The organism is Streptomyces zhihengii (assembly GCF_016919245.1).
GTDB classification, from domain to species: domain Bacteria; phylum Actinomycetota; class Actinomycetes; order Streptomycetales; family Streptomycetaceae; genus Streptomyces; species Streptomyces zhihengii.
In genome coordinates, this window is the sequence record NZ_JAFEJA010000001.1 from 3121637 (window position 1) to 3148226 (window position 26590).

Annotated in this window: 27 protein-coding genes; 5 read left to right on the forward strand and 22 right to left on the reverse strand. The window is 72.5% G+C overall.

Features of this window, described 5'->3' with window-relative positions:
- Positions 1-20 precede the first annotated feature (20 nt).
- Entirely contained in the window at positions 21-962 is a 942-nt protein-coding gene (locus JE024_RS12785) for a hydrogen peroxide-inducible genes activator (protein ID WP_205373706.1), read from the reverse strand.
- Between the two features lie 132 nt (positions 963-1094).
- On the opposite strand from JE024_RS12785, the gene JE024_RS12790 reads away from it, so the two are divergent.
- Positions 1095-1649, forward strand: a complete 555-nt coding sequence (locus JE024_RS12790; protein ID WP_205373707.1) for a peroxiredoxin — start codon at positions 1095-1097, stop codon at positions 1647-1649.
- A 3-nt stretch (positions 1650-1652) separates the two neighbouring features.
- A complete protein-coding gene (locus tag JE024_RS12795) occupies positions 1653-2186 on the forward strand; it encodes an alkyl hydroperoxide reductase (RefSeq protein WP_205373708.1) in 534 nt (177 codons plus the stop codon).
- Positions 2187-2273: 87 nt separating this feature from the next.
- Here JE024_RS12795 and JE024_RS12800 read toward each other — a convergent pair whose 3' ends face one another.
- The 5 genes from JE024_RS12800 to JE024_RS12820 all read right to left on the reverse strand — a co-directional run bounded on the left by JE024_RS12800 (position 2274) and on the right by JE024_RS12820 (position 8214).
- The gene (locus tag JE024_RS12800) at positions 2274-3026 is read right to left on the reverse strand and encodes a hypothetical protein (RefSeq protein ID WP_205373709.1); all 753 of its coding nucleotides are present in this window, start codon (positions 3024-3026) and stop codon (positions 2274-2276) included.
- Positions 3023-4369, reverse strand: coding sequence for an AI-2E family transporter (locus tag JE024_RS12805; RefSeq protein WP_205373710.1), 1347 nt, complete (start codon positions 4367-4369; stop codon positions 3023-3025). Before JE024_RS12805 ends, JE024_RS12800 begins: the two co-directional genes overlap by 4 nt.
- A 158-nt stretch (positions 4370-4527) precedes the next feature.
- Complete coding sequence (locus JE024_RS12810) at positions 4528-5217, reverse strand: aggregation-promoting factor C-terminal-like domain-containing protein (RefSeq protein ID WP_205373711.1); 690 nt, start codon at positions 5215-5217, stop codon at positions 4528-4530.
- Positions 5218-5647: 430 nt separating this feature from the next.
- The gene (gene phoH2 / locus JE024_RS12815; protein ID WP_205373712.1) at positions 5648-6970 is read right to left on the reverse strand and encodes an RNA 5'-3' helicase PhoH2; all 1323 of its coding nucleotides are present in this window, start codon (positions 6968-6970) and stop codon (positions 5648-5650) included.
- 482 nt (positions 6971-7452) lie between these two features.
- Positions 7453-8214, reverse strand: a complete 762-nt coding sequence (locus JE024_RS12820) for an isoprenyl transferase (protein ID WP_205373713.1) — start codon at positions 8212-8214, stop codon at positions 7453-7455.
- A gap of 107 nt (positions 8215-8321) precedes the next feature.
- On the opposite strand from JE024_RS12820, the gene mgrA reads away from it, so the two are divergent.
- Together mgrA and JE024_RS12830 are read left to right on the forward strand one after the other, a co-directional pair.
- Positions 8322-9359, forward strand: coding sequence for an L-glyceraldehyde 3-phosphate reductase (gene mgrA, locus JE024_RS12825; RefSeq protein WP_205373714.1), 1038 nt, complete (start codon positions 8322-8324; stop codon positions 9357-9359).
- A gap of 479 nt (positions 9360-9838) precedes the next feature.
- Positions 9839-11017 (forward strand): winged helix DNA-binding domain-containing protein, encoded by a 1179-nt coding sequence (locus tag JE024_RS12830; RefSeq protein ID WP_205373715.1) that lies wholly within the window; start codon positions 9839-9841, stop codon positions 11015-11017.
- A gap of 22 nt (positions 11018-11039) precedes the next feature.
- On the opposite strand, the gene JE024_RS12835 is transcribed toward JE024_RS12830, so the two are convergent.
- Positions 11040-12104: a prepilin peptidase gene (locus JE024_RS12835; protein ID WP_205373716.1), complete on the reverse strand. Its 1065-nt coding sequence runs from the start codon at positions 12102-12104 to the stop codon at positions 11040-11042.
- A 122-nt stretch (positions 12105-12226) separates the two neighbouring features.
- Here JE024_RS12835 and JE024_RS12840 point away from each other — a divergent pair, with 122 nt between their 5' ends.
- Positions 12227-12592 carry a DUF192 domain-containing protein gene (locus JE024_RS12840; RefSeq protein ID WP_205373717.1) on the forward strand — a complete coding sequence of 122 codons (366 nt, stop codon included), beginning with the start codon at positions 12227-12229 and terminating at the stop codon, positions 12590-12592.
- Positions 12593-12634: 42 nt separating this feature from the next.
- Here JE024_RS12840 and JE024_RS12845 read toward each other — a convergent pair whose 3' ends face one another.
- The 15 genes from JE024_RS12845 to JE024_RS12915 form a co-directional block, all read right to left on the reverse strand.
- A complete protein-coding gene (locus JE024_RS12845; protein WP_205373718.1) occupies positions 12635-13450 on the reverse strand; it encodes a hypothetical protein in 816 nt (271 codons plus the stop codon).
- Between the two features lie 141 nt (positions 13451-13591).
- Positions 13592-14485, reverse strand: coding sequence for a hypothetical protein (locus tag JE024_RS12850; RefSeq protein ID WP_205373719.1), 894 nt, complete (start codon positions 14483-14485; stop codon positions 13592-13594).
- On the reverse strand, positions 14482-16179 hold the full coding sequence (locus JE024_RS12855) for a Hint domain-containing protein (RefSeq protein WP_205373720.1): 1698 nt from the start codon (positions 16177-16179) through the stop codon (positions 14482-14484). Before JE024_RS12855 ends, JE024_RS12850 begins: the two co-directional genes overlap by 4 nt.
- 288 nt (positions 16180-16467) lie before the next feature.
- Positions 16468-17121 carry an OmpA family protein gene (locus JE024_RS12860; RefSeq protein WP_205373721.1) on the reverse strand — a complete coding sequence of 218 codons (654 nt, stop codon included), beginning with the start codon at positions 17119-17121 and terminating at the stop codon, positions 16468-16470.
- A gap of 8 nt (positions 17122-17129) precedes the next feature.
- Positions 17130-17723 carry a hypothetical protein gene (locus JE024_RS12865; RefSeq protein WP_205373722.1) on the reverse strand — a complete coding sequence of 198 codons (594 nt, stop codon included), beginning with the start codon at positions 17721-17723 and terminating at the stop codon, positions 17130-17132.
- Between the two features lie 29 nt (positions 17724-17752).
- Positions 17753-18349: a pilus assembly protein TadG-related protein gene (locus JE024_RS12870; protein ID WP_205373723.1), complete on the reverse strand. Its 597-nt coding sequence runs from the start codon at positions 18347-18349 to the stop codon at positions 17753-17755.
- Positions 18350-18354: 5 nt separating this feature from the next.
- Positions 18355-18594: a hypothetical protein gene (locus JE024_RS12875; protein WP_205373724.1), complete on the reverse strand. Its 240-nt coding sequence runs from the start codon at positions 18592-18594 to the stop codon at positions 18355-18357.
- A gap of 224 nt (positions 18595-18818) precedes the next feature.
- Complete coding sequence (locus JE024_RS12880) at positions 18819-19874, reverse strand: response regulator transcription factor (RefSeq protein WP_205373725.1); 1056 nt, start codon at positions 19872-19874, stop codon at positions 18819-18821.
- A 52-nt stretch (positions 19875-19926) separates the two neighbouring features.
- Positions 19927-21258, reverse strand: coding sequence for a sensor histidine kinase (locus tag JE024_RS12885; RefSeq protein ID WP_372449800.1), 1332 nt, complete (start codon positions 21256-21258; stop codon positions 19927-19929).
- Between the two features lie 27 nt (positions 21259-21285).
- A complete protein-coding gene (locus JE024_RS12890; RefSeq protein ID WP_205373726.1) occupies positions 21286-22173 on the reverse strand; it encodes a DUF5936 domain-containing protein in 888 nt (295 codons plus the stop codon).
- A 14-nt stretch (positions 22174-22187) separates the two neighbouring features.
- Positions 22188-23129, reverse strand: a complete 942-nt coding sequence (locus JE024_RS12895; protein WP_205373727.1) for a type II secretion system F family protein — start codon at positions 23127-23129, stop codon at positions 22188-22190.
- Between the two features lie 7 nt (positions 23130-23136).
- Positions 23137-24474, reverse strand: a complete 1338-nt coding sequence (locus JE024_RS12900; protein WP_205373728.1) for a TadA family conjugal transfer-associated ATPase — start codon at positions 24472-24474, stop codon at positions 23137-23139.
- 43 nt (positions 24475-24517) lie between these two features.
- Positions 24518-24886 (reverse strand): TadE/TadG family type IV pilus assembly protein, encoded by a 369-nt coding sequence (locus JE024_RS12905; RefSeq protein WP_205376521.1) that lies wholly within the window; start codon positions 24884-24886, stop codon positions 24518-24520.
- Positions 24887-24888: 2 nt separating this feature from the next.
- On the reverse strand, positions 24889-25323 hold the full coding sequence (locus JE024_RS12910; protein ID WP_244882814.1) for a TadE/TadG family type IV pilus assembly protein: 435 nt from the start codon (positions 25321-25323) through the stop codon (positions 24889-24891).
- Between the two features lie 3 nt (positions 25324-25326).
- Entirely contained in the window at positions 25327-26586 is a 1260-nt protein-coding gene (locus JE024_RS12915) for a CpaE/TadZ family protein (protein WP_205373729.1), read from the reverse strand.
- Positions 26587-26590 lie beyond the last annotated feature (4 nt).

Consider the following 26590-nt stretch of genomic DNA (forward strand, 5'->3'; position numbering starts at 1 on the left):
CCGGTCCGCCCCCGGTCCCGTCAGTCCGCCACCCGTACCGGCAGTTCCCGCATCGCCTCCCGCAGGGCCCCGGCGAACTCGGCGAACTCCTCGGCCCGTGCCGTGCCCGCCCGCATCGCCAGCGCGATCCGGCGGCACGGCGCGGGCGCGGCGAAGCGCGCGGTGCCCAGCCCGCCCCGGCCCGCCTCCACGTCCACCGCGGTGCGCGGCAGCAGGGTCACGCCCATGCCCCCGGCCACGAGCTGCACCAGGGTGGCGAGCCCGGCCGCGGTGGTGGTGACCGGCGCCCCGGCCTCGCGCCCGGCCTCGCGGCAGACGTCGAGCGCCTGGTCGCGCAGGCAGTGGCCCTCGTCGAGGAGGAGCAGCGGCAGCTCGCGCAGGGCCTCGCGCGGCAGGTCGTCCCGGCCCCCGAGGTCGTGGCCCTCGGGGGTGACCAGCACGAAGTCCTCGTCGAAGAGGGGCAGTTCGCTCACCCCGGGGACCCCCAGCGGCACCGCGAGCAGCAGCAGGTCCAGGCGCCCCGCGGTCAGTCCTTCGAGCAGCGAGGAGGTCTGCTCCTCGTGGACCTGGAGGTCCAGCTCCGGATAGCGGCGGTGCACGAGGCGCAGCACGGTCGGCAGCAGATACGGCGCGACGGTGGGGATCACCCCGAGGCGCAGGACGCCGGTGAAGGGGGCGCGCACCGCCTCGGCCTCCTCCAGCAGCAGCCCGACGGCGTCCAGCACGGCCCTGGCCCGCACGGCGAGGCGTTCACCGGCCGGGGAGAGCAGCACTCTGCGTGTCGTACGCTCCAGCAACTGGGCACCGAGTGCCTCCTCCAGCGCGGAGACCGCCCCGGAGAGCGCCGGCTGACTCATCCCGATTGCCGCCGCGGCGTCCCTGAAGTGCAGATGCTCCGCCACGGCCACGAAGGCGCGCAGCTGGGCGATGCTCGGCTGTTTGCCCCTGTTCGGCCCAGCCACTGATAACCACCTCCGATCGCGATGACCGAGTCTAGCTATTTCCGCGATCAATGCACTCTGTGCCACTATCAAGATCCGTCCAACCCGCATGGAAGACCTCAAAAGGGACCTTCCTGTATGCAAGGAGAGCGCGTGCTCACTGTCGGTGACAAGTTCCCCACGTTCGAGCTCACCGCCTGCGTCTCGCTGGAGACCGGCAAGGAGTTCGAGACCATCGACCACAAGTCCTACGAGGGCAAGTGGAAGGTCGTCTTCGCGTGGCCCAAGGACTTCACCTTCGTCTGCCCGACCGAGATCGCCGCGTTCGGCAAGCTGAACGACGAGTTCGCCGACCGTGACGCGCAGATCCTGGGCTTCTCCGGCGACTCCGAGTTCGTCCACCACGCCTGGCGCAAGGACCACGCCGACCTGCGTGACCTGCCCTTCCCGATGATGGCCGACTCCAAGCACGAGCTGATGCGCGACCTCGGCATCGAGGGCGAGGACGGCTTCGCGCAGCGCGCCGTCTTCATCGTCGACCCGAACAACGAGATCCAGTTCACGATGGTGACCGCCGGTTCCGTGGGCCGTAACCCCAAGGAGGTCCTGCGGGTCCTCGACGCCCTGCAGACCGACGAGCTGTGCCCGTGCAACTGGACCAAGGGCGAGAACACCCTGGACCCGGTCGCGCTGCTGGCCGGTGAGTGACCCATGGCCCTCGACGAACTGAAGGCCGCCGTACCGGACTACGCGAAGGACCTGCGACTGAACCTCGGTTCGGTCATCGGCAACAGCGACCTTCCGCAGCAGCAGCTCTGGGGCACCGTGCTCGCCTGCGCGATCGCCTCGCGCTCGCCGCGGGTGCTGCGTGAGCTGGAGCCGGAGGCGAAGGCCAACCTCAAGCCGGAGGCGTACACCGCCGCCAAGTCCGCCGCCGCGGTGATGGCGATGAACAACGTCTTCTACCGGACCCGGCACCTGCTGTCCGACCCCGAGTACGGCACGCTCCGCGCCGGTCTGCGGATGAACGTCATCGGCAACCCGGGCGTCGAGAAGGTCGACTTCGAGCTGTGGTCGCTCGCCGTCTCCGCGATCAACGGCTGCGGCCAGTGCCTCGACTCGCACGAGCAGGTGCTCCGCAAGGCCGGCGTGGACCGCGAGACGATCCAGGAGGCCTTCAAGATCGCCGCGGTGATCCAGGCCGTGGGCACGACGCTGGACGCCGAAGCCGTCATGGCCGAGTAGCCTTCCGCCCCGCGTACACGCGACGGGCCCCGCCGGACCGATGAGGTCCGGCGGGGCCCGTCGCGTGTACGGACTCCGCGGCGCGGATCAGCTCTTGAGCCGCTCCATCAGGGCCTTGAGGTCCTCCACCAGCAGCGCCTCGATGTCGGACGCCTCGCCGATCACCTCACCGGTCTCCGGGTCCACCCCGCCCGACGCCCAGAGCGAGAACGTGGCCTGGCCGTCGAGCACTTCGATGACGACGCCGTCGGCGCCCTGCCCGATCGCGTACGCGCGCTCGCCGAGCCCCTCCAGCGGCCGGGGCTCCGCGCCCCCGCCGCCCATGCCGAAGTCGCGGGACCTGACCACCCCGTCGAACTCCGGCCCCGGGTCGGTCTTCCGGTGCAGCGTGTAGGTGATGTCGACGCTCGGCAGGGACCAGATCTCGTTGCCCTCCTCGTCGGTGTCCGGCTCGTACCCGGTGGGCTCCAGGTAGACGGAGCAGTACGCGTGGTCCAGGGCCTCGTGACGGCTCTCCTGGTGGGAGCTCTCCTCCTTCCGGGGACTGCCCAGCGCGGAGGAGGCGCCCTTCAGCTCCGTCTCGGCGCACAGGTTCCCCGTCGCCCGGTAGCCGCCGAGGTCCGGGCCGAGCGCCGTGTAGCCGTACAGGCCGCCGGCCCACAGCACGGACGCGACGGCCGCCCCGCCGGCCGCCCACAGCCAGGCGGGCCGCGGCGGGCGGGCCGGGGCCTGTCCGTCCTGACCGGTGCCGAGCGCGTCGGGCGGGGGCGGTGCGCCCGGGGGCCGGGCGCCGGGCGCGTCGAACGGGTCGCCGCCCACCAGTTCCGGCTCGGAGATCACGAGGCCGTCTCCGGCTCCGGTCCCGCGGCGACCGCCGGGGGCGGCACGGGAGCCGTGTCGAGCGCGGTCGCGCCGTGCGGCGGCGGCATCCTGCGCAGCGACTGCTCCTGGCTGTAGGCCCGCAGATAGCCGACGACGGTGTTGGTGACGGCGACCAGCGGCACCGCGACCACCGCGCCGCCGATGCCGGCGATCAGCCCGCCGGCCGCGACGGAGAGCACGACCGCGAGCGGGTGCACCCGCACCGCGCGGCCGAGGATGAACGGCTGGAGGACATGGCCCTCGATCTGCTGCACCGCGAGGACGACGACGAGCACCATCAGCGCCGTGAACACGCCCTGGGTGACCAGGCCGACGACGACGGCGAGCGCTCCCGAGATCACCGCGCCGACCAGCGGGATGAAGGCGAAGAGGAAGATGAACACGGCCAGCGGCACGGCCATCGGCACATCGAGGAACCAGATCCCGAGCCCGATGAAGATCGCGTCGATCAGGGCGACGAGCACGGTGCCGCGCACATAGGCCGTCAGCGTGCGCCAGGCCCGCGGACCGGCGCCCGCCACACCGTCCCGCGCCTGGGCGGGGACCAGCTTGAGCGTCCACTGCCAGATGCGCTTCCCGTCGTGCAGCAGGAAGAGCGTCGAGAACATCGCCAGCAGTATCCCGGTGAGCACCTCGACCATCACCGTCACGCCCTGGAGGCCGGCGGAGGTGATCTCCTCGGTGTTGGTGCCGATGGTCTCGCTCAGGTTCTCGGCGATGTCGTTGATCTGGCTCTCGGTCACATGGAAGGGGCTGTCCAGCAGCCAGCGCTTGAGCTCCTCGATGCCGTCGCGGACCCGGTCCGAGAGGTTGTCGAGGTTCTCCATGACCTGCCACACGACGAACCAGCCGACCAGCCCCATGATCACGAAGCCCAGGATCGCCGTCACGGCGGTCGCCAGCCCGCGCGGCAGCCCGAACCTGCGCAGCCGGGCGACCGTGGGCTGGAGCATCGCGGTGACGAGCAGCGCGGCGACGAACGCCAGCACCACGAGCTGCACGGCGCTGATGACCCGCATCAGCACCCAGAGGGTGCCCGCGAGGACGAGCAGCCGCCAGCCCGCCTCGGCGGCCACCCGGATGCCCCAGGGGATGGCGGCGACCGGGTCGGGCTTCGCGGCGACCGCGGGAGCGTAGGCGGGCGGCGGCGGGACGCTCTCCGCGGCCGGCGCCTCGCCCGGCAGCGCCTCCCCGGGCAGCGCGTCCTCGGCCGCGGCCTCCTTGCGCCGTTCGTCCAGTTGCTCACCCATCCGGGTCAGCCCGGCGCCCACGCGTCCGAGCCATCCTGGAACCTTCGACATGACGCTCCCTATTTTCCCCACCGCTCTCCCCCTGCACCCCCTGGGGCGCGGGCGGTGCCCCCGCTGGGAACAACCGGCCCTCGACGGTACACGCACCGAGCCCCTCACCGTAGGACGGTGAGGGGCTCGGAGAAGTTGAGCGGGACCGGATACCGGTACTAGTACCAGTGGTTGGCCTGCCAGAAGGACCAGGCACCGCACGGGCTGCCGTAGCGGCTGTCCATGTAGTTGAGGCCCCACTTGATCTGGGTGGCCGGGTTGGTCTGCCAGTCGGCGCCGGCCGACGACATCTTGGAACCCGGCAGCGCCTGCACGAGACCGTAGGCGCCGGAAGACGGGTTCTGGGCCCGGTAGTTCCAGGTCGACTCGTGGTTCACGATGTTGCTGAAGCACTGGAACTGGTCCGCGGGCACCATCTGGCGCGCCATGGCCTTGACCTCGGCGACGGTGTACGACGCCTGGGTCGAGAAGCTGGACGCCGAGCGCACCGCGTCGCGGCTGGCCCGCTCCTTCGCCTCGCGCTCGCGCTCCGCCTTCTCGACGGCCGCTTCCTTCTTGGCCTCCGCGGTCTTGGCGGCCTGAAGGCGTGCCGACTCCTCGGCGGACTTCTTCGCGGAAGCGTCAGCGGCGGCCGCCTGGGCGTCCGCCTGCTGCGAGAGGGACGAGACCTGCACCTGGGCCTGCTCGCCCAGGGGGATGTCCGCGAGGAGCGTCGTGTCGGCTGCCGCGGCCTCGAGGTTGTCCCCCGCAGGCTGCGTGTTGCCCGACGCGACGCCGACGACGGCGCCGACGGTGGTGACCGCAGTCGCCGAGGCGACAGCGAATCCCCGGACCGAGATCCGGCTCACACGGTTTCCTTCCAGCAACGCACGCACAGGTGACCTCGCGAGCGCAATCGTGCCCCTGACGCTGGCCTCTTCCTGCATGGGTCACAAGAGGCGCGGGCCCGGTGGGCAACTCCGTTGAGGAGTTGCCGCATTGTGCTCGCGGGCGGCATGCGACGGCAAGTCTTGAGTTGTGTGTTGCTGTGCACCGTTTCCGGTACGGGTGTGCCGCATGCGGGGCCTGACGGAAGCAAGACTCTGCCCGACGCCGGCACCGCAAGGCAATTATCCGCTGCGTGTGAAAGCTCACACCCCGTTTGCCCCAGGGGTTTTGAAGGAAAGGGCACCCGACGCGACGCCGCCCGGCTACGCTTCTGCGCTCTGCCGGGCGGCGTCAACTCGTCTGTCCTGTTTGCCGGAAAGGTCCCCGTCCCTCACCTGGGGACTTGCCCGGTTAAATGTGTCCGTCCTCCAGCATTTCGGTCACCAGTGCGGCGATCTGGGAACGCTCGGAACGGGTGAGCGTGACATGCGCGAAAAGCGGATGCCCCTTCAGTTTCTCGACCACCGCGACGACTCCGTCGTACCGGCCGACGCGCAGATTGTCCCGCTGTGCCACGTCATGGGTGAGGACGACCCGGGAATTCGCCCCGACCCGGGACAGAACGGTCAGCAGCACATTGCGCTCCAGCGACTGCGCCTCGTCGACGATGACGAAGGCGTCGTGCAGCGAGCGGCCCCGGATGTGGGTGAGCGGCAGGACCTCCAGCATGCCGCGCCCGAGCACCTCCTCGATCACCTCGCGGCCGGCCACGGCCCCGAGGGTGTCGAAGACCGCCTGCGCCCAGGGGCTCATCTTCTCGGCCTCGGTGCCCGGCAGATAGCCGAGCTCCTGGCCGCCCACCGCGTACAGCGGCCGGAAGACCATCACCTTCTGGTGCTGACGGCGCTCCAGCACCGCCTCCAGGCCCGCGCACAGCGCCAGCGCCGACTTGCCGGTGCCGGCCCGGCCGCCGAGGGAGACGATCCCCACCTCGTGGTCGAGCAGGAGGTCGAGCGCGATCCGCTGCTCGGCGCTGCGGCCGTGGATCCCGAACGCCTCCCGGTCGCCGCGCACCAGCCGCACGTTGCCCTCGGCCGTCACCCGCCCCAGCGCCTTGCCGCGCTCGGACTGGAGCACCAGACCGGTGTGCACGGGCAGCTCGGCCGCCTCGGGCACGTACAGCGTCTCCTCTCCGTAGAGCAGGTCCACCTGCTCGGCGGAGAGCGCCAGCTCGGCCATGCCCGTCCAGCCGGCGTCGGTGATGGCCAGCTCCGCGCGGTACTCCTCGGCCAGCAGCCCCACCGACGACGCCTTGATGCGCAGCGGCAGGTCCTTGGAGACGACGGTGACGTCGTACCCCTCGGCCTGGAGGTTGCGTGCCACGGCGAGGATCCGTGAGTCGTTGTCACCCAGCCGGAAGCCCGCGGGGAGCACCCCGGGATCGGAATGGTTGAGCTCGACGCGCAGCGTGCCGCCGAGGTCCCCGATCGGCAGGGGGGCGTCGAGACGGCCGAACCGGAGGCGGAAGTCGTCCAGCAGGCGCAGCGCCTGCCGGGCGAAGTACCCCAGTTCCGGATGGTGTCTCTTGGCCTCCAGCTCCGTGATCACCACGATCGGGAGCACGACCTCGTGCTCGTCGAAGCGGCTCATGGCGTGCGGATCGGCCAGCAGGACGCTGGTGTCGAGAACGTAGGTGCGCCGGTCGGGCATGCGGCGCTTAGTGCTGTTCACCACGGAAGGACGTACCCCCTCGGACGAGGTCGGGGCGCGGCGCCGTGCGACGGCGACGCGGACCATGAGTCCATCCGCCGGAGCGGAGGACAGGCCGGGTTCGGGCCCTGTGCACGGGCCGAACGCCGGCCCTTCGCGTGGTCCGCGACCGGGCCGCGTGGGCCGGATCCGCAGTCCTTCGTGTGCAAAGGGCCTCCCGGGCGAGCGGTGTCGGCCGCTCACTGAGATCCGACGTCCGTGGATCGGACGTCGACCTGGAGGCTGTATTCCCTCGAACGGCTTCGGCCATGCCGGGGCGCGCTCGCTCACCGGGTGAACATGCGGTGACAGCCCCGCGTCCCCGGCGTCGCCGTCGGCCGGTGCGGGTCCGGGGCGTCAGGGAGCGGTGGCGCCGGTCGCGTGGGCCCGGGCTTCGGGAGCCGCGGCGCCGGCCGGGTGGGTCCCGTGTCGGGAGCCGTGGCGCCGGCGGCGCGGGGTACGGGGTGTCAGGAGCCGTAGCGCCGGTGGCGGGCCGCGTAGTCGCGCAGCGCGCGCAGGAAGTCGACCTTCCGGAAGGCCGGCCAGAAGACTTCGCAGAAGTAGTACTCGGAGTGGGCGCTCTGCCAGAGCATGAAGCCGGAGAGCCGCTGCTCGCCGCTGGTGCGGATGACGAGGTCCGGGTCGGGCTGGCCGCGGGTGTAGAGGTGCTCGGAGATGTGCTCGACGTCGACGGTCTCGGCGAGCTCCTCCACGCTGGTCCCCTTCGCCGCGTGCTCCAGCAGCAGGGAGCGGACCGCGTCGGCGATCTCCTGGCGGCCGCCGTAGCCGACCGCGACGTTGACCAGTATTCCGTCGATGCCGTGGGTGGCCTGCTCGGCCTCCTTCAGCACGGACTGGGTGTGGGCGGGCAGCAGGTCGAGGGTGCCCACGTGGTGGACCCGCCAGCGGCCGTCCGCGGCCAGGTTGCGGACGGTGTTCTCGATGATGGTGAGGAGCGGCTTGAGCTCCTCCTCCGGGCGGTCGAAGTTGTCCGTGGACAGCAGCCAGAGGGTGACGACCTCGACGTCCGTCTCGGCGCACCAGCCGAGCAGCTCGGAGATCTTGTCGGCGCCGGCCTGGTGCCCCTGTGCGGCGGTGCCGCCGGACGCCTTGGCCCACCGGCGGTTGCCGTCGAGGATGACGCCGATGTGCTTCGGCACCTGGGCGTGGTCGAGGCGGCCCTCCACCCGGCGTGCGTAGAGCCCGTACACCAGGTCGCGCAGGTTCACTGTTGTTACACCCCTCGATACGGCTTTCCCCGAAGGCGCAACAGTACTGCCGCCGGGCGGCACGGGCCCAACCCGGTGTGTCACAAGTCCGTGATAGGGAGGGAAGCGTGACTGATTCCCTGCACTACCTGCCCGCGGACGACCGCTACGCGTCCATGGAGTACCGCCGCAGCGGCCGTTCCGGGCTCCGTCTGCCCGCGATCTCGCTCGGCCTGTGGCACAACTTCGGCGACGACCGCGCGCTGGACTCCCAGCGCGCGATCCTGCGCCGCGCGTTCGACCTCGGCGTGACCCACTTCGACCTGGCGAACAACTACGGTCCCCCGCCCGGCTCCGCCGAGCTGAACTTCGGCAAGATCTTCGCCCAGGATTTCGCCGCGTACCGGGACGAGCTGGTCATCTCGACCAAGGCGGGCTACCTGATGCACCCCGGACCCTACGGGGAGTGGGGTTCGCGCAAGTACCTGCTGTCCTCGCTGGACGCCAGCCTGAAGCGGATGGGCCTCGACCACGTCGACATCTTCTACTCCCACCGCTTCGACAAGGACACCCCGCTCGAGGAGACGATGGGCGCCCTCGCCTCCGCCGTGCAGCAGGGCAAGGCCCTCTACGTCGGCGTCTCCTCCTACACCGCGGAGCAGACCGCGGAGGCGGCCCGCCTGCTGAAGGAGATGGGCGTCCCCGCGCTCATCCACCAGCCCTCGTACTCGATGATCAACCGCTGGACGGAGGACGACGGCCTGCTCGACACCCTGGAGGCCGCGGGGATGGGCTGCATCTCCTTCGTGCCGCTGGCCCAGGGCCTGCTCACCGGCAAGTACCTGAAGGGCATCCCGGAGGGCTCGCGCGCCACCCAGGGCAAGTCCCTCGACCCGGGCCTGCTCTCCGACGACGTGGTCCGCCGGCTGAACGGGCTGAACGACATCGCGGCCGAGCGGGGCCAGTCGCTCGCGCAGATGGCGCTCTCCTGGGTGCTGCGGGACCCGCGGATGACCTCGGCGCTGATCGGCGCGTCGAGCGTGCGGCAGCTGGAGGAGAACGTGGCCGCCCTGGCCGCGCCGGCCCTCACCGCGGACGAGCTGGAGCGGATCGACACCTTCGCCGTCGACACCGAGGGCACCAACATCTGGGCCGGCCGGAGCTGACCCCCGCCGGGCGGGCCCGGGAGCCGGGGGCGCGCCCCCCGGAGCGGGACCGCCCGGGGGTGCGCCCCGTGTGCGCGGGGCGTGCCGGGCGCGGGCAGAAAAAACGGGCCGGTCCGTGGGGGGGATACGGACCGGCCCGAGGGGGGGTTTCCACCATAACCCTTCGTGAGCGATGTTGCGTGCCACGCCGTGCCACAACCGCGCGCCGTTTCTCGGGGAGACGGCGCACGACGGCGCACGGGGACCCCCGGCACGGGCCCCGGCCCTTGCGCCACGGGCCTCCCGCCCCGTATGCCGCCGGGGCGCGGCGGGGAGCGCGACCGGCCGGCGGGTAGTCCCCACGGGTGACCCGCCCGGACGGGAGCCGCGTTGACGAACACATGACGTGACGTCAGACGCTCGGGAGACCCGGCGGCAGGTCCCGTCGACCCGCGCAATGCGGACAGGATCCGTCCTCATTGCTCCCTAGGCTCGCCCGTATGACGAACCCTGACGCACCCACCCCGTCCGGCGGCGTGACCTGGCGGGCCGCCGGCGCCCGGCGGCTCGCCCGGCAGGGCCTGGACACCCCCGGCGGCACCGTCGCCAGCACGGCCGGCGCGATGCTCGGCGCCCATGCCCAGGTGATGTCCGCCGCCGAGCTGTCCCTCGCGCTGCGGACCGGCGGCAGGACGACCCGTACGGACGTGCGGGCGGCGCTCTGGCAGGAGCGCACCCTGGTGAAGACCTACGGCCCGCGCGGCACCGTGCATCTGCTGCCCGCCGCCGACCTCCCCCTGTGGACGGGGGCGCTCTCCGCCGTTCCGGCCGGCGGCCCGGCGATGCCCGACGGGGTGCGGATGACCCCGGAGCAGACCGACGAGGTGGTCGCCGCGATCCGGGACGCCCTCGCCGGCGGGGACGCCCTGACCGCCGACGAGCTGACCGACGAGATCACCGCCCGCACCGGTAGCTGGGCCGGCGACCGGGTGATGGAGGCGTTCCAGGACAAGTGGCCCCGCTGGCGCCAGGCCACCCACACGGCGGCCCACCGGGGCGCGCTCGCCTTCGGCCCGGTCCGCGGCCGGCGGGTCACCTACACCAGCCCCGGCGTCACACCGCTGCCGGGACCGGCGGCACTGGAGCGGCTCCTCCTGCACTACCTGCGCGCCTACGGGCCCTCGACGCCCCCGTGGTTCGCCCGGTGGCTGGCCGCGCCGAAGTCCTGGGCGGCACGGCTGTTCGCCGAGCTGGCCGCGGCCGGGCGGATCACCGAGGTCCGGTACGCCGACGGGCCCGCGTGGGTGGCGGCCGGCGACACCGCGTTCGACGAGGGCGACGGCCCCCGGGGGGTGCGGCTGCTCCCCTACTTCGACGCGTACACCATCGCCACGCAGCCGAGGGAGCGGCTGTTCCCGGGGGCCGCCCGGGACCGCGCCCTGTCCCGGGGCCAGGCCGGCAACTACCCGGTGGTGCTGGTGGACGGCACCGTCTCCGGTGTCTGGCACCAGCGCCGCTCCGGCAGCCGGGTGACGGTGACCGTGGAGCCCGTCGGCCCGGCGCTCTCCTCGGCCGCGGCCCGCGAGGAACTGGCCGCCCAGGCGGAGCGGGTCGGGGAGATCCTTCAGGCACGGGCGGAACTGGTCGTCGGCGAGGTGACGGTGGGGCCGCACGCCTAGGGCCTCTCGTCTCCGGGTGCGGTCAGGCGGCGGCGAGGGCGCCGAGGAGGAGGCCCAGGAAGGCGCCCGTGATCATGAACGGGCCGAAGGGGATCGCCGTCCGGCGGTCGGCCCGGCGCAGCAGCATCAGCCCCACCCCGTAGACGGAGCCCAGCAGGAAGCCGGCGAACGCCCCCGCGAACAGCACCGTCCAGCCGTACCAGCCGAGCACGACGCCGAGCGACAGGGCGAGTTTGACGTCGCCGAACCCCATGCCGTCGGGGTTGATCAGGAAGAGCAGGAAGTAGACGCCGCCCAGGGCGAGTCCGCCGAGCAGCGCCGTGGGCCAGGATCCGCCGTCACCGGGCGCGAGTGCCGCCGCGCCCAGCAGGAGGGCGGCCGCCCCGGCGAGGGGCAGCGTGAGCTCGTCGGGCAGCCGGTGGACGTTGCGGTCGACGAGGGCGAGCAGCACGGCGAACGGTGCCGCCGCCAGCCACACGGCGAGTTCCGGGCGGGGCCCGGTGGCGTACGCCAGCAGCAGGCACACCACCGCGGTCACCGCGGCCACCGGTACGGAGAGCCGGTACGGGACGGGGCGCGCGGGCGGCTCGGCGGACTCGTCGGACTCGTCGGGTGCGGCGGATGCGTCAGGGGCGTCGGGTGCGGCGCCCTGGCCGGGCCCGGCGGGAGCGGGGCCCGGCGGGTCCGGGGGTGCGGTGGCGAGCGCACCGGGCGCGGAGGGGCGGGCGGATTCGTCGGCCCGGGCCGCGGCGGCCGGTTCGTCCACCGCCCTCGCGGGGGCCGGTTCGTCCACCGACCTCACGGGAGCATCCGCCTTCGCACCGGCCGGCCGGGTGCCGGATGCCGTCGCGCCGGCCGCTGCCGGGGCCTCGGGGGCCGTGGCGTCGGGAGCGCCCGCCGCGCAGGGGGCGCAGCGGGCGAGGCCGAGCCAGCCCGCCGCCGGGCCGGTGAGCGCGTGGCCCCGCGGGCACGCCGACCGCCAGTCCTCCTCGGGCTCGACGGACAGCCGGTACGCGGCCCGGGGCACCAGCAGCCCGGTGGCGGCGCCCCAGACGGCGGCGGCTACGGCGATCGGCGTCACGTCCACGGCAGGACCCTAGGCCGGGGCCCGCCGCGCCGTCATGGGCCCGGGGGCCCAGACCGGCGGCCCACGGACCCATTCCCCCGACCACTCCCCGCGCGCGGCGGCCGGGCGATACGGTCTGCGCCATGGGCGGATGGCGGGACGGCACGGCCGAGTTGCGGATACCGGGACACGAGGCGCCGGTGGCGCTGACCGTCGCCGCGTCCTACCGGACGCGCACCCGGGGGCTGCTCGGCAGGGACGGCGTCGACGGCGCGATCCTGCTGACCCCGTGCAACAGCGTCCACACCTTCCGGATGCGCTTCACCATCGATGTGGCCTACCTGGACAAGGAGTTGCGGGTGCTGCACGTGCACACGATGCGTCCTGGCCGGCTCGGCATGATCCGGCCGCGTGCCCGCCATGTGCTGGAGGCGGAGGCCGGGGCGATGGCGGCCTGGGGACTGGTGCCCGGCACACGGGTGACCGTGAACGGCGGCCGGGACGCCTGAGGCGCCGGGCGGGCGGCCCGGACGCCGGAGCCGGCCCGCGCGCTACGGGAGCCTGGCGGTCTGCTTGCGGATCAGCTCGTCCGGCACCGTCGGAGGCGGCCCGCCGACGAAGTCCGCCGTGTAGAAGGTGACGACGGTGGCCCCGCGCCGCACCACGTGGAACACCAGCGGGATCTTGTCGCCGCCCAGGGCGCCCGTCACCTGGTAGGCGACCGAGTCGTCGCCCGCGGCCACCCCGCGGACCGTCTTCACCTCGGAGTACGTCGAGACCCCGTCGCCGCCGCGCGCCGTGAAGCCCTTCGCGCACGCCCCGACGGCGGTCCGCACCGAGGAGAGCACCTGCTCCGCGCCGCCGTCCGGGTGCGAGGTCAGGATCAGGGTGACGACCGTCTGGGTCTCCTCGCCCTCCTCGCGCGTGTCGACGGCCGTGCGGTAGACCGTGGCCGACGCGGCGGGCCGGGGCGCTCCGTTGATGACCGCCGCGAGCGGGGCGCAGGCGGGGTCGTCGGACTTCTCCGTGCCGGGCTCCTCGCCGCCCTGCATGGGCGTCACCTCGAACCCGGCCACCTCCCCGGTGGTGAGGGCGGCCTTCGCCAGCCCGTCCTCGGTCAGCACCTTGCCGCTGCTCGGCGGGGAGTCGCCGGCGGCGGCCGGGGCGGAGGACTCCGGGGACGGTGTGGCGTCCCCCTCCGGGGCGGACGCGGAGGCGGCGGGCCGGCCGCCGTCCTTGCCGCCGTCCCGGGCCGGTTCGTCGTCCTGGCAGGCGGTGAGCGCGCCCACCCCGAGCACCGCGGCGGTGGCGGCCGCCGCGACCCGGCGCGCGGTGTTCCGTACGGTCCTGCGGGTCCCCGTGCTCATGCCGTTCCCATCCTGGTCGACGGTGTCCCCGCACGCTAACAAGCCCACGGACGCGGGGACATGGGCCCGGGGGCCCATGGCGGGATCGTGCCCGTGCGGCCACCCGGGGCACGTCGGCCCGGGCGTCCGCGGCCGGGCCGCTCAGGAGCCGCCGCCCTCCCACGGCAGCCGCAGGGGGCGGCGGTGCCACCACCAGCCGCGTGCCAGGACGGCGGTGCCCGAGCGGGTGATGCCGCCCAGCAGGACGCCGTCGTCGTCGCGCGTCCCGGTGCGGAACGCCACGTCCAGTTCGTCCACGGCCTTGGCGAGCAGGGCGGCGTCGTCCCCGAGCCCGGCACCGGCCAGCAGTTCGGCCAGATCGTCCCGGGCGGTGAGGTCGTGGAGGTACAGCTCGTGCGGATACCGGCCGCTCGGCGCCCAGTCGGCCTCCGCACGGCGTGCGAGCCGCTCCCACACCGTGAGCACGTCCCTGGCCCGCCGGCGGATGCTGCCCGCCGGGGCGGTGTCGCCGGGGTCGGCGGCCGCGGCGAAGGCGTCCGCCACGGGCGTGGGCACGGTCTCGTCCCAGTAGACCTCGGGCAGCAGTTCGACCCGTGCGGACGGCAGTTGGGTGAGCGGGGCCTCGGCGGCGTCCACGCTCAGCAGGACGGGGCCGGCCCGGTCGTCGTCCCCCTCCCGCACCCGTACGCGGGTCACCGTTCCGTCCGGGGCCGCCGCCCAGTAGGCGGAGGGGCGGGCACCGGCCGCCGGGTACAGCACCGTGGTGCCGGACAGCTCGGCGATCCGCAGCGCCGCACCCGCCTCGTCGGGCGGCGCGGGCACGGCATCCGTCACATAGACGTCCCAGGAGAGCGCGAGGTCGCCGTCCACCGTGTGGTAGCCGCAGATCACGGGCGCGTCCCAGTCCCGGTGGTCCTCGCCCGCGCCGGTGTCGGCCACGTCGACGTCCGCCTCGGCCACCCCCACCACCACGGCCAGCGTCTGCGCCATGGCCCGGGGGGAGAGCCGTCGGACGGTCAGGAAGTTGTAGATCACCGGTACGTCCCGTCGTACACCTGCTTGGCCTTCTCCACCGCCGCGGGATTGTTCGCGAACCGCGGGTTCCTGGTCAGCGCGGGAACGTCCGTGCGACCCCCTGCCTTGGCGATCTCCGTGAGGGCGGCGTACTCGTTGCGGTCGAGTTCCACCAGGCCGTTTCCGGAGATGGGGAACGTCCGGCCGTTCTCCTCCACACCATACTTCCGGCCGTTGATCTCGTAGGCGCTGCCGTTGTCGACGAGTTTCGCCTTGCCCTCGGCGATCGCCTGGATGTCGGCGTCGACGTCGGCTTCGCGCCCCTTGAGGATGACGGTGTTCTTCTCCTTGACCATGCCGTTCTTCGCACCGGCCACCGTGTGGCGCTTGTGCGGCGGCTTCAGCTTCTTGCCGGCCGCCGGCCCCTTCACGCTCGGGTCCGTCTGCCATTCCCTGCACGGATCGTTGTTGTGGACCAGCGCGAACGCGGAACCGACGGCCACGTAGTACGAGTGGAGGCCCAGGACCGCGAGGTCGTGGGTGGTCTGCCGCTGGGTGTGGCGCGACACGGTGGTGACCTCGGCGGCGGAGCCGTCGGGCAGCCGCAGCCGGTCGCCCGTGCGGATGTCCCCGGCGTCCGTCCAGCGTCCGGCGCCGACGATCCAGAACGGATGGGTGTCCGTCGCCGTCACGCTGCCGGATGCCGTGCCCAGACGGGTGAACTCCTTGTCGTCGTGCGTGGTGAAGGTGGTGACGACCTGCCGGGCGCCGGTCGTGCCGGCCGCGGGGTCGGACGCGACCACCCAGTCGCCGACCCGCACGGTCTCGATGGGCACGCTCAGACCGCTCGCCAGCAGCACCCGGGTGCCGGGGAGGAAGCTGTGCGCCGTCGGGCACAGGTCGGGGTCGTTCTCGTCCGGTTTCCTCTCGTCGGGTTTCTTCTTGTCGGGGTCGTACTTCTTCTTGGCGTCGTCGAGGGCCTTCTGGGCGTCCTTGACCTTCTTGCGGTTCTTGAGGAGCCCGGTGAGGCCGTCGTACAGGTCGCCGCCGTGCTTCTTGAGCTTCTGGACGAGCTCGTACGCCTTCTTCCACTTCCACGGCGCCCCGTACTTGGCGGCCAGCTTGCCGACCGCGCCGCCGATGAGGCTGGTCAGCACGTTGATGAGCGTCTCGGTGCACGCGCCCATGTCGCCCTCGGTGATGCAGTCGAGGGCGTCGGTGATACCGAGTTCGTCCGCGAGGATCTTCGCCAGTTCCTTCGCCGCCTGGATCGCCTTGTCCTGGTCGGCCTTCTCGGCGGACTCGGCGTCCTGGAGGTCCTTCAGGGCCTTCTCGTAGGCGATCTGCTCGGGGGACTTCTGTCCGGGGTCGCCCGGGTCACCCGTGTCGCCGGCGGGGCGGTCGGCGGGCGCGGTGTCGTCGTCCCGCCCGTCCTGCGCCTCGTTCGAACGGCCGCCGTCGCCGCAGTCGCCGCCTCCGGTGATGCGGCACACCTGGGCGCCGATCTTCACCGTCAGCTCCTGGCCGATCCCGGTCGCCACCAGCGAGCCGATGATCGCCACGACCACCAGACCGAGCCCGACGTACTCGAGCGGCGTCTGGCCCCGGTCCCCCCTGCGCCGTCCGCGCAGCCCGAGCAGGCGCGCGTCCGTGCGCGGCATGCCGCGCCGCCCGCGGCGGCGCCAGACCCTGCGTACTTCCCCCAGTACCGACATGCTCGCCACGCTAGGGAGGAACGGACGCCGCGTCATGGGCCCCCGGGCCCAACACCGGTCTCATTGCGCCGTGTCGGGGTTTCGCGCGTATGCCGGACGGCCCGTCGCGGGGGGGGCGGTCGGGAACGGACGGGCCGCGGCGGGGGCGCGGGCGGGCCGCTGCGGAGGCGCGGGCGGGCCGTCGGGCCGCTGCGGGGGCGCGATGGGGACGTCGGGCCGCTGCGGGGGCGGGAACGGGAACGGCCGCCCACCCGCGGGCGGCCGGCCGTCGTCCGTGCGGCGGGCGCGTCAGCCGCCCGCTCCGCGGGGGTAGGACACCTCCACGCGGCGGTTCTTCTTGCGGCCCTCTTCGTTGGAGTTGTCGGCGATGGGGAACTGCTCGCCGTAGCCGCGGACCTCGTAGGTGATCCCGGCGTCGCTCAGCGCCTTCGCCAGCACCGAGTGCACGGCGTCCGCGCGCTGCTTCGACAGCACGTCGCCGTGCGCCGAGGAGCCGAGGTTGTCGGTGAACCCGAAGATGCGGACCTTCTTCGCGTTCTCCTTCGTGATCTCGGCGGCGATGGCCTGGATGCGGCCGTTGGCGGCGGGGCCGAGCCGCGCGCTGTCCTTGCCGAAGAGCACTTCGGCCTGGAGGGCGTACTTCACGTCCGAGTTCGTGTCCTCGCGGCGCTCCTCGCCGCCCTCGGACTCGATCACGGACTTGATGTCCAGGACCTTGGCGGGGGCGAGGGTGCCGCCGTCGACCATCTTGAGGCCGGGGTCCTCAGGATCGACCTCGACCGGCGGGGCCGCGGAGGCCTCGGTGCCCGGCGGGACACTCGGCTTGTCCTCGGCATGGGCCTGCTGCGCCGTCAGGACATGGCTCCCGGCGAGCAGGGCGACGGCGGTGAAGGCGGACAGCGCCAGGCGGGGAGCTCTGCCGCGCTTGGGGGTCGGTGTCATGGTGCCGCTCACCCCGAGATCTCGACCGCGACGGTCGGGAACGTCGGAAGCTGGAAGTCGATCTCCGTGGTCGACTCGGGAGGAGCGGGGAACTGGAAGAAGACCGGGATCGCCTTGCCGGCTTCGATCTTGTCCAGGCCCGCCGTGCAGAGGCAGCGGCCGTCCGTGTCCCGGAGAATGTAGTAGCGCTTCTTCCCCGCCTTGTCGACGAGCGTCGCGCCGGCCACCGAGATGCCGCCCGCGAGGACCTCCTGCTCGGTGCCCCGCCAGGCGGACATGTCGTAGAAGGCCTCGGCCCCGTTGTTCTTCATCTGACCGTTCACCGTGACGAAGCCGCCCGACTCCCGCTTCACGGAGTTGATGATCAGATCGATGTCCTTGGGGCCCTTGACCGTGGCAAGCGTGGTGCCGGTGTCGGGGACGACCTTTCCGGGCTCGTCGTTCTCGGAGCCTTCCGCGCCGGGCTTGGCCGAAGCGGTCTTCTCCTTGTCCGACGCCTTGTCCGCGTCCCCGCCGCAGCCGGCCACGGTGAGGGCCAGGGTGGCGGTGATCACCACCGCTGCCGCCCCCCTGCGTGACTGCAGGATGCGCCGAATGCTCATGAGTGGGAATCCTTCTCTCGTATTCGCTATCAGTCGACCAAGGTGACGTCGAAGAGGTCCTTCGCGTCGGGGAGGTCCGTCAGGCTGTCCTCGAGATCCCAGTTGCCGGAGGGACACTTGAGCACGGGAAGTATGTCGAGGTCGTCCGGAAGGTCGAAATCGCACAGCGGCTTGACGGCGGCTTTGGCGTCGGCCGTGCCGAACTTGGACTCGGTGCCGGGGATGACCGAGTCGCCGACGGGCTTCTGCGTCTTCACGCTGACGCTGAAGGTCAGCGGGAGGCCCGGTTCCGGCCGGCAGCCCGGCAGCCCGTCGAGGACGGCGCCGTTCTTGGCCGCGAACTGCGCGGCCACCCCGCACGACGGGGTGATCGGCGTGTAGCCGTCGAAGATGTCCCGCCATGCGGTCGGGTCCTGGAGTGCGTCGAGCCACTCGGCCGTGAGCTTCGCCCGGGCGTCCTGGGCCGCCGCGAGCGCCGCGGCGTCCGCCGCGCCCTGCGCGGTGTTCCGGGTCGCCGATGCCTGTCCGACTGCGAAGAATGCGAACGCGAGGAAGAGCAGGCCCCCCACCATCACCACATAGATGGGGAATGCCTGCCCTTGATCCTTCGTGCTGCGGTCGAGCAAGCGGCTCAGCCAGCCTTGATCTTGTCGATCTGCTCGTTGATCTTGGTGGTGATCTTGCCGCCGATGCCCGTACCGACGATCGCACCGATGATCACCACGACGACCATGATGATGCCCAGGTACTCCAGCGCGGTCTGGCCCTTGGAGCGCTCGCGGTCGGTCATCCGACGGACGACCGTGTTCTTCCAGCCGTTGACGCGGAGCTGCGTGTTGACGGTGGCCTTCAGCAGAGTGTCGTTCGACATGTCGTCCCCCTTCGGGTTCGGCCGACCGCTGGCCGGCCGACGCGTAAGTCTCGGTGTCGTCCGCGGAGCCACCGGCTGTGCGGTGCTCCCCGCTTTCGACACCGGAAACGTACGCGGGACGAGGGGTCCCGGCAGAGGGTCCCTGGGCCCATTCCGGGGCCCAATCGCGGAGTTGGGTCCGGGAAGCACGCGGATGGGTCTCACGCCCCCCGGACTCCATGGCGTCACCCACGCCCCGTCACCCCCCTGCCGAATCCGTGGTCGGTCCGTGCGGTGCCGATCCAGACCGCGATCGCCTCGCTCCGGCTGGTGCTGTGCAGCTTCGCGAAGATGCGGTTGATGTGGTTCTTGACCGTCTTCTCACTGATGAAGCAGGTGGCGGCGATCTGCTGATTGCTCATGCCCGACGCGATCAGGTCCATCACCTCCACCTCCCTCGAACTCAGACCGAACTCGCTTTTGTCGCGCCCTTGTTGAGAGGTGTTGCCGTGCGGAACCGTGCCACCCCCCGGCCGTACGGAAGACTGTCCCACATTCGATTGCAGATGCGAAGCAACTTCGCCGGTATTCGATGAAGTCGAGACGATCGGACGGGCGCCGAGGCTCCCGGGCGGCGCTTGGCCACCGATCGGCCCGGGCGGCTGGACCGGATACGCGGGCCGGGGGGCGTAGGCGGCACCGAGCCCGTCCGGCAGGGGGTGCGCGCCGGCCGTGCCGCCGTCCTGGCGGAACCGGTCCAGCAGGGCGTTCGCGGCCGTGGCGGTGAAGTGGGCGCGCCCCTCCTGGACGTCCCGTACGGCGGCCACCAACTGGTCGGCGGTGAACTCCCCGTGGACGAGGTAGCCGCCGGCGCCGAGGCGCAGGGCCTCGTGCACGATCTCGCTCTCGCGGCTGTACGTCAGCATCATCACGGGGGCCGCCTGGGCCAGGTAGGGCAGGGCGGAGATGCCGTCGACGCCGGGCATCCGGACGTCGAGCAGGATGACGTCCGGGCGGTGGGCCCTGGCGGCCCGCAGCGCCTCGGCCCCGTCGGCCGCCTCGGCGACGACGGCGATGTCCTCTCGTCCGCCGAGCAGCACGGTCAGTCCCGCCCGGACCACGGGGTTGTCGTCGGCGACGACGACCCGCAGTGGTGCCCGCGGTGCCGCGGGACGGAGCGGGGCGGGGTGGGGGGCGGGCGGGCGCTGTGAATGGAGCGGAGTGGCGTGGGACGACGTGTGCTGTGAGGCATGGGGGGCGATGAACTGCTGACCCGAGGTGCGTGAGCTCTCGTCCTGCATCGTGCGGCCTCCTCCCAGAGGGTGGTGCGTCGTGGGGACGGTGGGTGCGGTGTCAGGCGGTGGACGGCCCGGGCGGCGCGGCCGTCGCCGGGAGGACCGCCGCGAGCGGCAGGTCCAGGCGTACTTCGGTGCCGGCGGCGGCGCGCCCCCGGCCGATGCGGATGCGGGCACCGATCCCGGCCGCCCGCTCCACCATGCCGACCAGGCCGAAGTGCCCGGCCTTGCGGAGTCCTTCGAGGGTGGTGCCGGGCGGCAGTCCGGCGCCGTTGTCGACGACGCTGATGCGCAGCATGCCGTCGACGATTCCGGACTCGGTGCGGACCTGTGTCGCCCGGGCGTGCCGGCTGCTGTTCTCCAGCGCCTCGCCGGCGATGGTCAGCATCTGCCGGGCCACGGCGCGGGGCACCGGCGGCACGGGCGGCCCGGTCAGCCGGCGGACCTCGACGGCGATCCCGGTCCGGCGCCCGAAGTCCTCGGCCTTGGCCTGGAGTTCACCGATCACGTCGACGCCGGCGGACTGGAGGTCGTCGCCGCGGCGCAGGTCGCCGAGGAGCTCGCGCGACTCGGCGGCGGCGCGGCGGGCCGACCGGGCGACGAGTTCCGCCTGGTGGCGGACGGTGAGCGGGTCCATCCGGTCGGCCGTGGCGGCGAGCCCGTCGGCGGCGAGGGCCAGCCCGTGCAGGGTCTTGGCGACGGAGTCGTGCATCTCGCGGGCCAGCCGGGACCGCTCGCTGCTGATCGCCTCCGTGACGGCCAGCCGCGCGCGGGCCTCGGTGAGCGCCTGGCTGGCGGAGCCGAAGCGCAGCAGCAGGTTGCGCAGGGTGACGCCGACGGCTCCGGCGACGACGCAGAAGCCGGGCAGCAGGAGCGAGTTCCCCGCGGTGGCGACGGCGTCGCCGTCCGCCCCGTACACGGCGAAGAGGATCAGGGCCTGGAGGCAGGCGAAGAAGGCGGCCCCGCGCCATCCGTAGACCAGTCCGGCGAGGAGCGGGGTGCAGATGGTGACGTAGCCGAGGGTGCTGTCCGGTCCGGCGGTGACGAGCAGCAGGGAGCCGAAGAGGGCGTCGACGGCGAGCAGCGCCGGGTGGCGGAGCAGCAGCGGGCCCCAGCGTTCCCAGTCGCGGAACAGCCCGTAGGAGAACATGAAGGTGACGAGCACTCCGGAGGCGACCAGGTAGGTGGGCAGTCCGGGGCGTGCCGAGCCGAGGGCGATCGGGGCGGCGAGGGCGATCATCGCGAGCCGGAAGCCGAAGACCTGACGGCAGAGCGCCTGGAGGGCGTTGATCTGGATCGTCAGGGTGGGCAGGGTGTCGGGGCTCGCGGCGGCGCGGGCCAGCGAGGCGGGCCCGAGGCCTCCCGTTATCCTCCCGATGTGCAGGGCCACTGCGGTTCCCCCTCCGGTGGCACGGTGTCAGCCCCCGACCGAGCTGAAGTCGGCGTCGGCGCCGAAGACGAACGCGGCGACCAGCAGGATCATCGTGGCCGGGACCATGATCGACGTGATGGTGAGCGTGGCCTTGGGGACCGCCTTCGCGGCACGGCGGCGGGCGTTCTGGGCGTCGGTGCGGCGCATGTCGTTCGCGATCTGGATGAGCGTCTCGGTGATCGGGGCGCCCAGTTCCTCGCCCTGCTGGAGCGCGGTGACGAACTGGGCGACCTGCTCGGAGTCGTTGCGCCGGCGCAGTTCCTCGAACGCCTTGCGGCGGCCGACGCCCATGTCCATCTGGCGCAGGGTGATGCGCAGTTCGTCGGCCCAGGGGCCCTCGTACTTGTCGGCGACGCGCTCCAGCGCCTCGCGGAACCCGAGGCCCGCGCTGACGACGACGGCGAGGACGTCGAGGAAGTCGGGCAGGGTCCGCTCGATCTGCTCCTTGCGCTGGCGGATGGCCGCGAAGATGCCGACCTCCACCCAGAAGAGGCCGAACGCGACCATGAAGAGGGCCAGGAAGGGCTGGCCGCGGAGCACCATCGCGAGCGCGCCGAAGAAGCCGAGCGCGCCGTAGACGGCGCGGCGGGCGGCGTAGCGGTCGATGGTGAGGCCGCCCGGGTTGCCGGCGAGGTCGATCCTGCGGCGCACCTTGTTGACCCGGGCGGGGCCCATCATCCGCAGCACGGAGTCCGCGTAGCGCATGCCGAGCCGGTCGACGGCGGAGCCGACGGCGGTGGTCCGGGTGGCGCCGACCTCCAGGGCGACGGCGAGGTCGCCGGGGAGCTTGGCGTCGGCGCGGTACATCCGTATGCCGTGGAACGCTCCCGCGACGCACAGGGCGATCAGGAACGCGAGGCCCAGTCCGGTCATGGCGGTGGCTCCCGTCAGACGTCGATCTTGGACAGGCGGCGGATGACGAACACGCCGAGGCCGTACATGACGAGTGCGACGACCACCGCGGTCTGGCCGATGAAGGAGTTGGTCATCCGGTCGATGGCGCCGGGCATCACCCGGTCGAGCAGCAGCAGGGCGCCGAGGCCCATGGCGGGGACGGCGTAGGCGGTCATGTTGACCTGCGAGAGCTGGGTGCGGACCTCGCGCCGGGTCTCCTTGCGCTCCTCCAGCGTCTCGGTGAGGTTGCGCAGCGAGCCGACGACGGTGCCGCCGGCCCGGTTGGAGAGCACCAGGGTGGTGACCAGGACGACCAGCTCACGGGAGGGGAGCCGGTCGGCGAGCTCGCCGAGCGCGTCGTCGACGGAGTGGCCGACGGCCAGCTTGTCGGCGACCCGGCCGAGTTCCTCGCCCGCCGGTGCCTCCAGTTCCTCGGCGGCCATCGACAGGGCCGTCCGCAGCGCGAGTCCGGCCTGGGTCGCGTTGGCGAGGATGCGGGAGAGCTCGGGGAGCTGGTTGATGAACTTCTCGATCCGCTTGTTGCGCTGCCAGTTGAGGAAGCCGAAGGCCCCCCAGATGCCGAGCAGTCCGGCGATGGGGCCGAAGAACGAGGCGAAGACCGTCTGGGCGGTGATCCACAGTCCGGCGACGCCGACGACCATGCCGACGAAGAACTCGCCGGGTGTGATGTCGAGACCCGTCGCCGCGAGCCGCAGCTCGATGCGCCGGCCCAGGGAGGTGCCCCGGAGGCGGCGGTCGACGGCGCCGAAGCGGCGCCTGCGTCCGCCGGCCTCCTCCATCGCGCCGGTCTGGGAGAGCCGGTCGAGCAGCGCGCGGTGCTGGGAGCGCCCGGAGGACCACGCGTGGACGCCCGTCACGGCGAGCACCCCGCACAGGAGCGTGCCCCCGATGGTCAGCAGAGCGGTGTTGGTCATGGGATGCCTACCTGGCCTCTCGGACGGCGAGCTGGTCCTGGTGCGCGGCGACGCCGAAGGCCTGGGGCACGGGCTGGCTCGCCATGAAGAGCCGGTCGGCCAGCCGGCGGGGCAGCGGGTGGTGGGCGAAGGTGCCGTGCACGCGCCCGTCCGCGGCCATGGGCCGGGCGTCGAAGCGGGCCACGGTCGCCAGCCGGTAGGGCTCCTGGCCCCGTGAGTCGAGGAGCGCGATCTCGCTGATCTTGCGGGCGCCGTCGGCGTGCCGGGTGAGCTGGACGATGCAGTCGACGGCGCTGTTGATCTGGTCGCGGAGCGCCTCGAACGGGATCTTCACCTCGGACATGGAGGCGAGCGTCTGGAGGCGCATCAGGGCGTCCTCGGCGCTGTTGGCGTGGACGGTGGCGAGCGATCCGTCGTGACCCGTCGACATGGCCTGGAGCATGTCAAGCGTCTCGCCGCCGCGGACCTCGCCGACCACGATCCGGTCGGGGCGCATGCGCAGCGAGTTGCGGACCAGGTCGCGGATGGTGATCTGTCCCTTGCCCTCGACGTTCGCCGGGCGGGACTCCAGGCGGATCACATGCTGCTGCTGGAGCTGGAGCTCGGCCGAGTCCTCGATGGTGATGACCCGCTCGCCCTCGGGGATCAGCCCGGAGAGGGCGTTGAGCAGCGTGGTCTTCCCGGTGCCCGTGGCACCCGAGACGATGATGTTGAGCTTCGCCTGCACCAGCGCCGACAGCAGGAAGAGCATCTGCTCGTCGAGCGAGCCGAACCCGATCATCTCGTGCAGGGTGAACGCCCGGGGGAAGCGCCGGATGGTGAGGGTCGCCCCGGAGAGCGCGAGCGGCGGGATGATGACGTTGACCCGCTCGCCGGAGGGCAGGCGGGCGTCCACCATCGGGTTGGACTCGTCGACCCTGCGGTTCACGGTGGAGACGATGCGCTCGATCGTCTGCATGAGCTGCTCGTTCGACGCGAAGCGCAGGGGCAGCAGTTCGACCCGGCCGCCGCGCTCGACGAAGATCTGGTCGGGGCCGTTGACCATGATCTCGGTGATGGAGGCGTCCTCCAGCAGCGGTTCGAGCACACCGAGCCCGAGGGCCTCGTCCACCACGCGCCGGATGAGCTGCGAGCGCTCGGACGCCGAGAGCACCGGTCCCTCACGGCTGATGATGTGCCCGAGCACGCGCTCCAGCCGTGCCCGCCGGTCCGCGGCGGCCAGCGAGGACATCTCCGCGAGGTCGATCTCCTCGAGGAGTTTGGCGCGGTAGGTGGCGACCAGATGGCCGTCGTCGCGCCCGCCCCCGCGGTCCTCGGGGGCGGTGATGCGTGCCCGCAGGCTCATGTGTGGCTCTCCTCAGCAGTACGGAGCGGTCGTACGGTCCGGCTCAGTCCTTGGGCATGGTGGAGCTGCGCTCGGCGTACCCCCAGTCGTCGATGAAGGGCACGACGGAGGGGATCCTGATCCGCACGGTCGAGGTGACCTCCCTGCCGCCGGCACGGGAGGTGTGGACGTAGTCGCCCGGCTCGTCGGTGAGCCAGCCGCTCACGGCCGCGCGGCCGGCGTGGGCGCTGTGGGTGCGCCAGTCGTCGTCGCCGTCCGCCCGCGCGGCGGCCCGGGCGGCGGTGCCGGCCTGGACGCCCGCGTAGGCCGCGATGCCGAGCTGGACTGCGGCGAGCGCGAGGAGCAGCAGCAGCGGGAGGAAGCCGGTGAACTCCAGGGAGACCTGGCCGCGGTCGCGCCGGCGCACGGACATGGTCACCACCCCTCCTCGACGGTGGCGGCGTGGCCGGTGACGTGGAAGGGGAAGCTGACGAAGCCCGGGAAGAGCACCGGGACCTTCAGCTCCACCTCGGCCTCGTACAGCCCGCCCGCGGCGGAGCCGCAGGAGACCGAGGCCCCTTCGCGCCAGGTGCCGAGGTCCTCCCGCGCGGCGGCCTGGCACTGCGCCTGCCCGGCGAGGCCGACGGCGCCCTCGCGGGCGGCCGAGTCGGCCGCGTCGCCGGCCAGGATGTAGGTGTAGCCCAGCAGGGCCGACTGCCAGAGGATGACGCAGACGGCCGCGATCAGCGGCAGCATGCCGAGGAACTCGACCGCCACCTGCCCCCGGTCGCCGAGCCGCCCGCGGCGGCCCGTGTCACCGTCCCCGCGCAGGACCGCCGTTCCCGTCGATGGTGCGCTCAGCACGCGCATCGCTCAACTCTCCCCCTTGTCGCCGCGCCGGCGGCGTACGCCGATGGAGCCCCGGTCGCCCCGGAACTTACCCGCCTTGTCCTTGCCTTCGGGCGCCTTCACGATTCCCAGTTCGCCCGCCAGTCCCCACAGGGCCTGTTTGACGGACGACTTGGCCTCCAGGTCCTGCATGCGGCCCGCGTCGACGGACGCCTGGAGTTCCTTGAAGTTCGCCGGTACGGAGGTCCTGGCCACCCGGGTGCCGGTGATGCGTTCGATGAGGGCGGGCTGGATCTCGGTGTTGCGGATGAAGCGGTTGACGAGGGTGACCGTCTCCTCGGCCTTGCGGATCTGGAGCCGGTCCCAGAGCCGGACCATGCGCTTGGCGGCCCGGACCGCGACCACGTCGGGGGTGGTCACCAGCAGGGTGGTGTCGGCCATCTCGATGGCCGCCGCGTTGGCGCTGTTCATCTGGGTGCCGCAGTCGATGACCACGACCTCGTAGCGGTTGCGCAGGGCGCTGACGATCTGGCGCACGGCCCGGTCGTTGACCTCCTCGCCGCGCTCGCCCTCGCCGGGGGCGAGCAGCAGCCCGATGCCGGTGTCGTGGCTGAAGACGGCGTCCTGCAGGACCCGGGGCGAGATGTCCTGGATCCCCGCCAGGTCGGCGATCGAACGGCGGAACGGCGCGTCCAGGTAGGAGGCGACGTCGCCGGCCTGGAGGTCCATGTCGACCAGGGCCGTGGTCATGCCCGACGCCCGTGCCGCGAGCGCCAGTTGCACCGCGGTGAGGGTGGTCCCCACCCCGCCCTTGGCGCCGGAGACGGTGAGCACGGTGCCGCCGGGCCCGGTGAAGACGTCGCCGCTGTGTCCCAGGTGCCGGCGGACGCCGAGCGACCAGGAGGCGGCGGCCTGCACCCGCTGGGTGAGCTCCTCGTACGACAGGGGCAGGGCCACGAGTCCGCGGGCGCCCGAGTCCATCGCGGCCGAGTACAGCCCCGGACTGGCGTCGGCGGTGACCAGGACGACGCCGACCGCGGGGAAGCGCAGCGCCACCTCGCGTATCAGCTCCAGCGCCGGCACGGGCCCGATCCGCTCGTGCACCAGGACCACTTCGGGCAGCTCGTCCAGGGACTCGCCGGCCAGGCGCGCGAGGGTGTCGAGCAGGGTGGTGGAGTCGGCCACCGGGGCCGCGGGCTCGGCCTCCGGGAGCTGGCTGAGCAGCGTGGTGATGGATCGGGAGGCGTCGGCGTCACCGACGGCCGGGAGGATGCGTGTCGTCATCCGG

What these genes read in the sequence shown, in the direction of transcription:
- JE024_RS12795 (WP_205373708.1), top strand. Translation starts at nt 1,653, where the DNA reads ATGGCCCTCGACGAACTGAAGGCCGCCGTACCGGACTACGCGAAGGAC.
- JE024_RS12805 (WP_205373710.1), bottom strand. Translation starts at nt 4,369, where the DNA reads ATGTCGAAGGTTCCAGGATGGCTCGGACGCGTGGGCGCCGGGCTGACC.
- JE024_RS12830 (WP_205373715.1), top strand. Translation starts at nt 9,839, where the DNA reads ATGACGAACCCTGACGCACCCACCCCGTCCGGCGGCGTGACCTGGCGG.
- JE024_RS12840 (WP_205373717.1), top strand. Translation starts at nt 12,227, where the DNA reads ATGGGCGGATGGCGGGACGGCACGGCCGAGTTGCGGATACCGGGACAC.
- JE024_RS12845 (WP_205373718.1), bottom strand. Translation starts at nt 13,450, where the DNA reads ATGAGCACGGGGACCCGCAGGACCGTACGGAACACCGCGCGCCGGGTC.
- JE024_RS12855 (WP_205373720.1), bottom strand. Translation starts at nt 16,179, where the DNA reads ATGTCGGTACTGGGGGAAGTACGCAGGGTCTGGCGCCGCCGCGGGCGG.
- JE024_RS12860 (WP_205373721.1), bottom strand. Translation starts at nt 17,121, where the DNA reads ATGACACCGACCCCCAAGCGCGGCAGAGCTCCCCGCCTGGCGCTGTCC.
- JE024_RS12865 (WP_205373722.1), bottom strand. Translation starts at nt 17,723, where the DNA reads ATGAGCATTCGGCGCATCCTGCAGTCACGCAGGGGGGCGGCAGCGGTG.
- JE024_RS12875 (WP_205373724.1), bottom strand. Translation starts at nt 18,594, where the DNA reads ATGTCGAACGACACTCTGCTGAAGGCCACCGTCAACACGCAGCTCCGC.
- JE024_RS12880 (WP_205373725.1), bottom strand. Translation starts at nt 19,874, where the DNA reads ATGCAGGACGAGAGCTCACGCACCTCGGGTCAGCAGTTCATCGCCCCC.
- JE024_RS12890 (WP_205373726.1), bottom strand. Translation starts at nt 22,173, where the DNA reads ATGACCGGACTGGGCCTCGCGTTCCTGATCGCCCTGTGCGTCGCGGGA.
- JE024_RS12895 (WP_205373727.1), bottom strand. Translation starts at nt 23,129, where the DNA reads ATGACCAACACCGCTCTGCTGACCATCGGGGGCACGCTCCTGTGCGGG.
- JE024_RS12900 (WP_205373728.1), bottom strand. Translation starts at nt 24,474, where the DNA reads ATGAGCCTGCGGGCACGCATCACCGCCCCCGAGGACCGCGGGGGCGGG.
- JE024_RS12905 (WP_205376521.1), bottom strand. Translation starts at nt 24,886, where the DNA reads ATGTCCGTGCGCCGGCGCGACCGCGGCCAGGTCTCCCTGGAGTTCACC.
- JE024_RS12910 (WP_244882814.1), bottom strand. Translation starts at nt 25,323, where the DNA reads ATGCGCGTGCTGAGCGCACCATCGACGGGAACGGCGGTCCTGCGCGGG.
- JE024_RS12915 (WP_205373729.1), bottom strand. Translation starts at nt 26,586, where the DNA reads ATGACGACACGCATCCTCCCGGCCGTCGGTGACGCCGACGCCTCCCGA.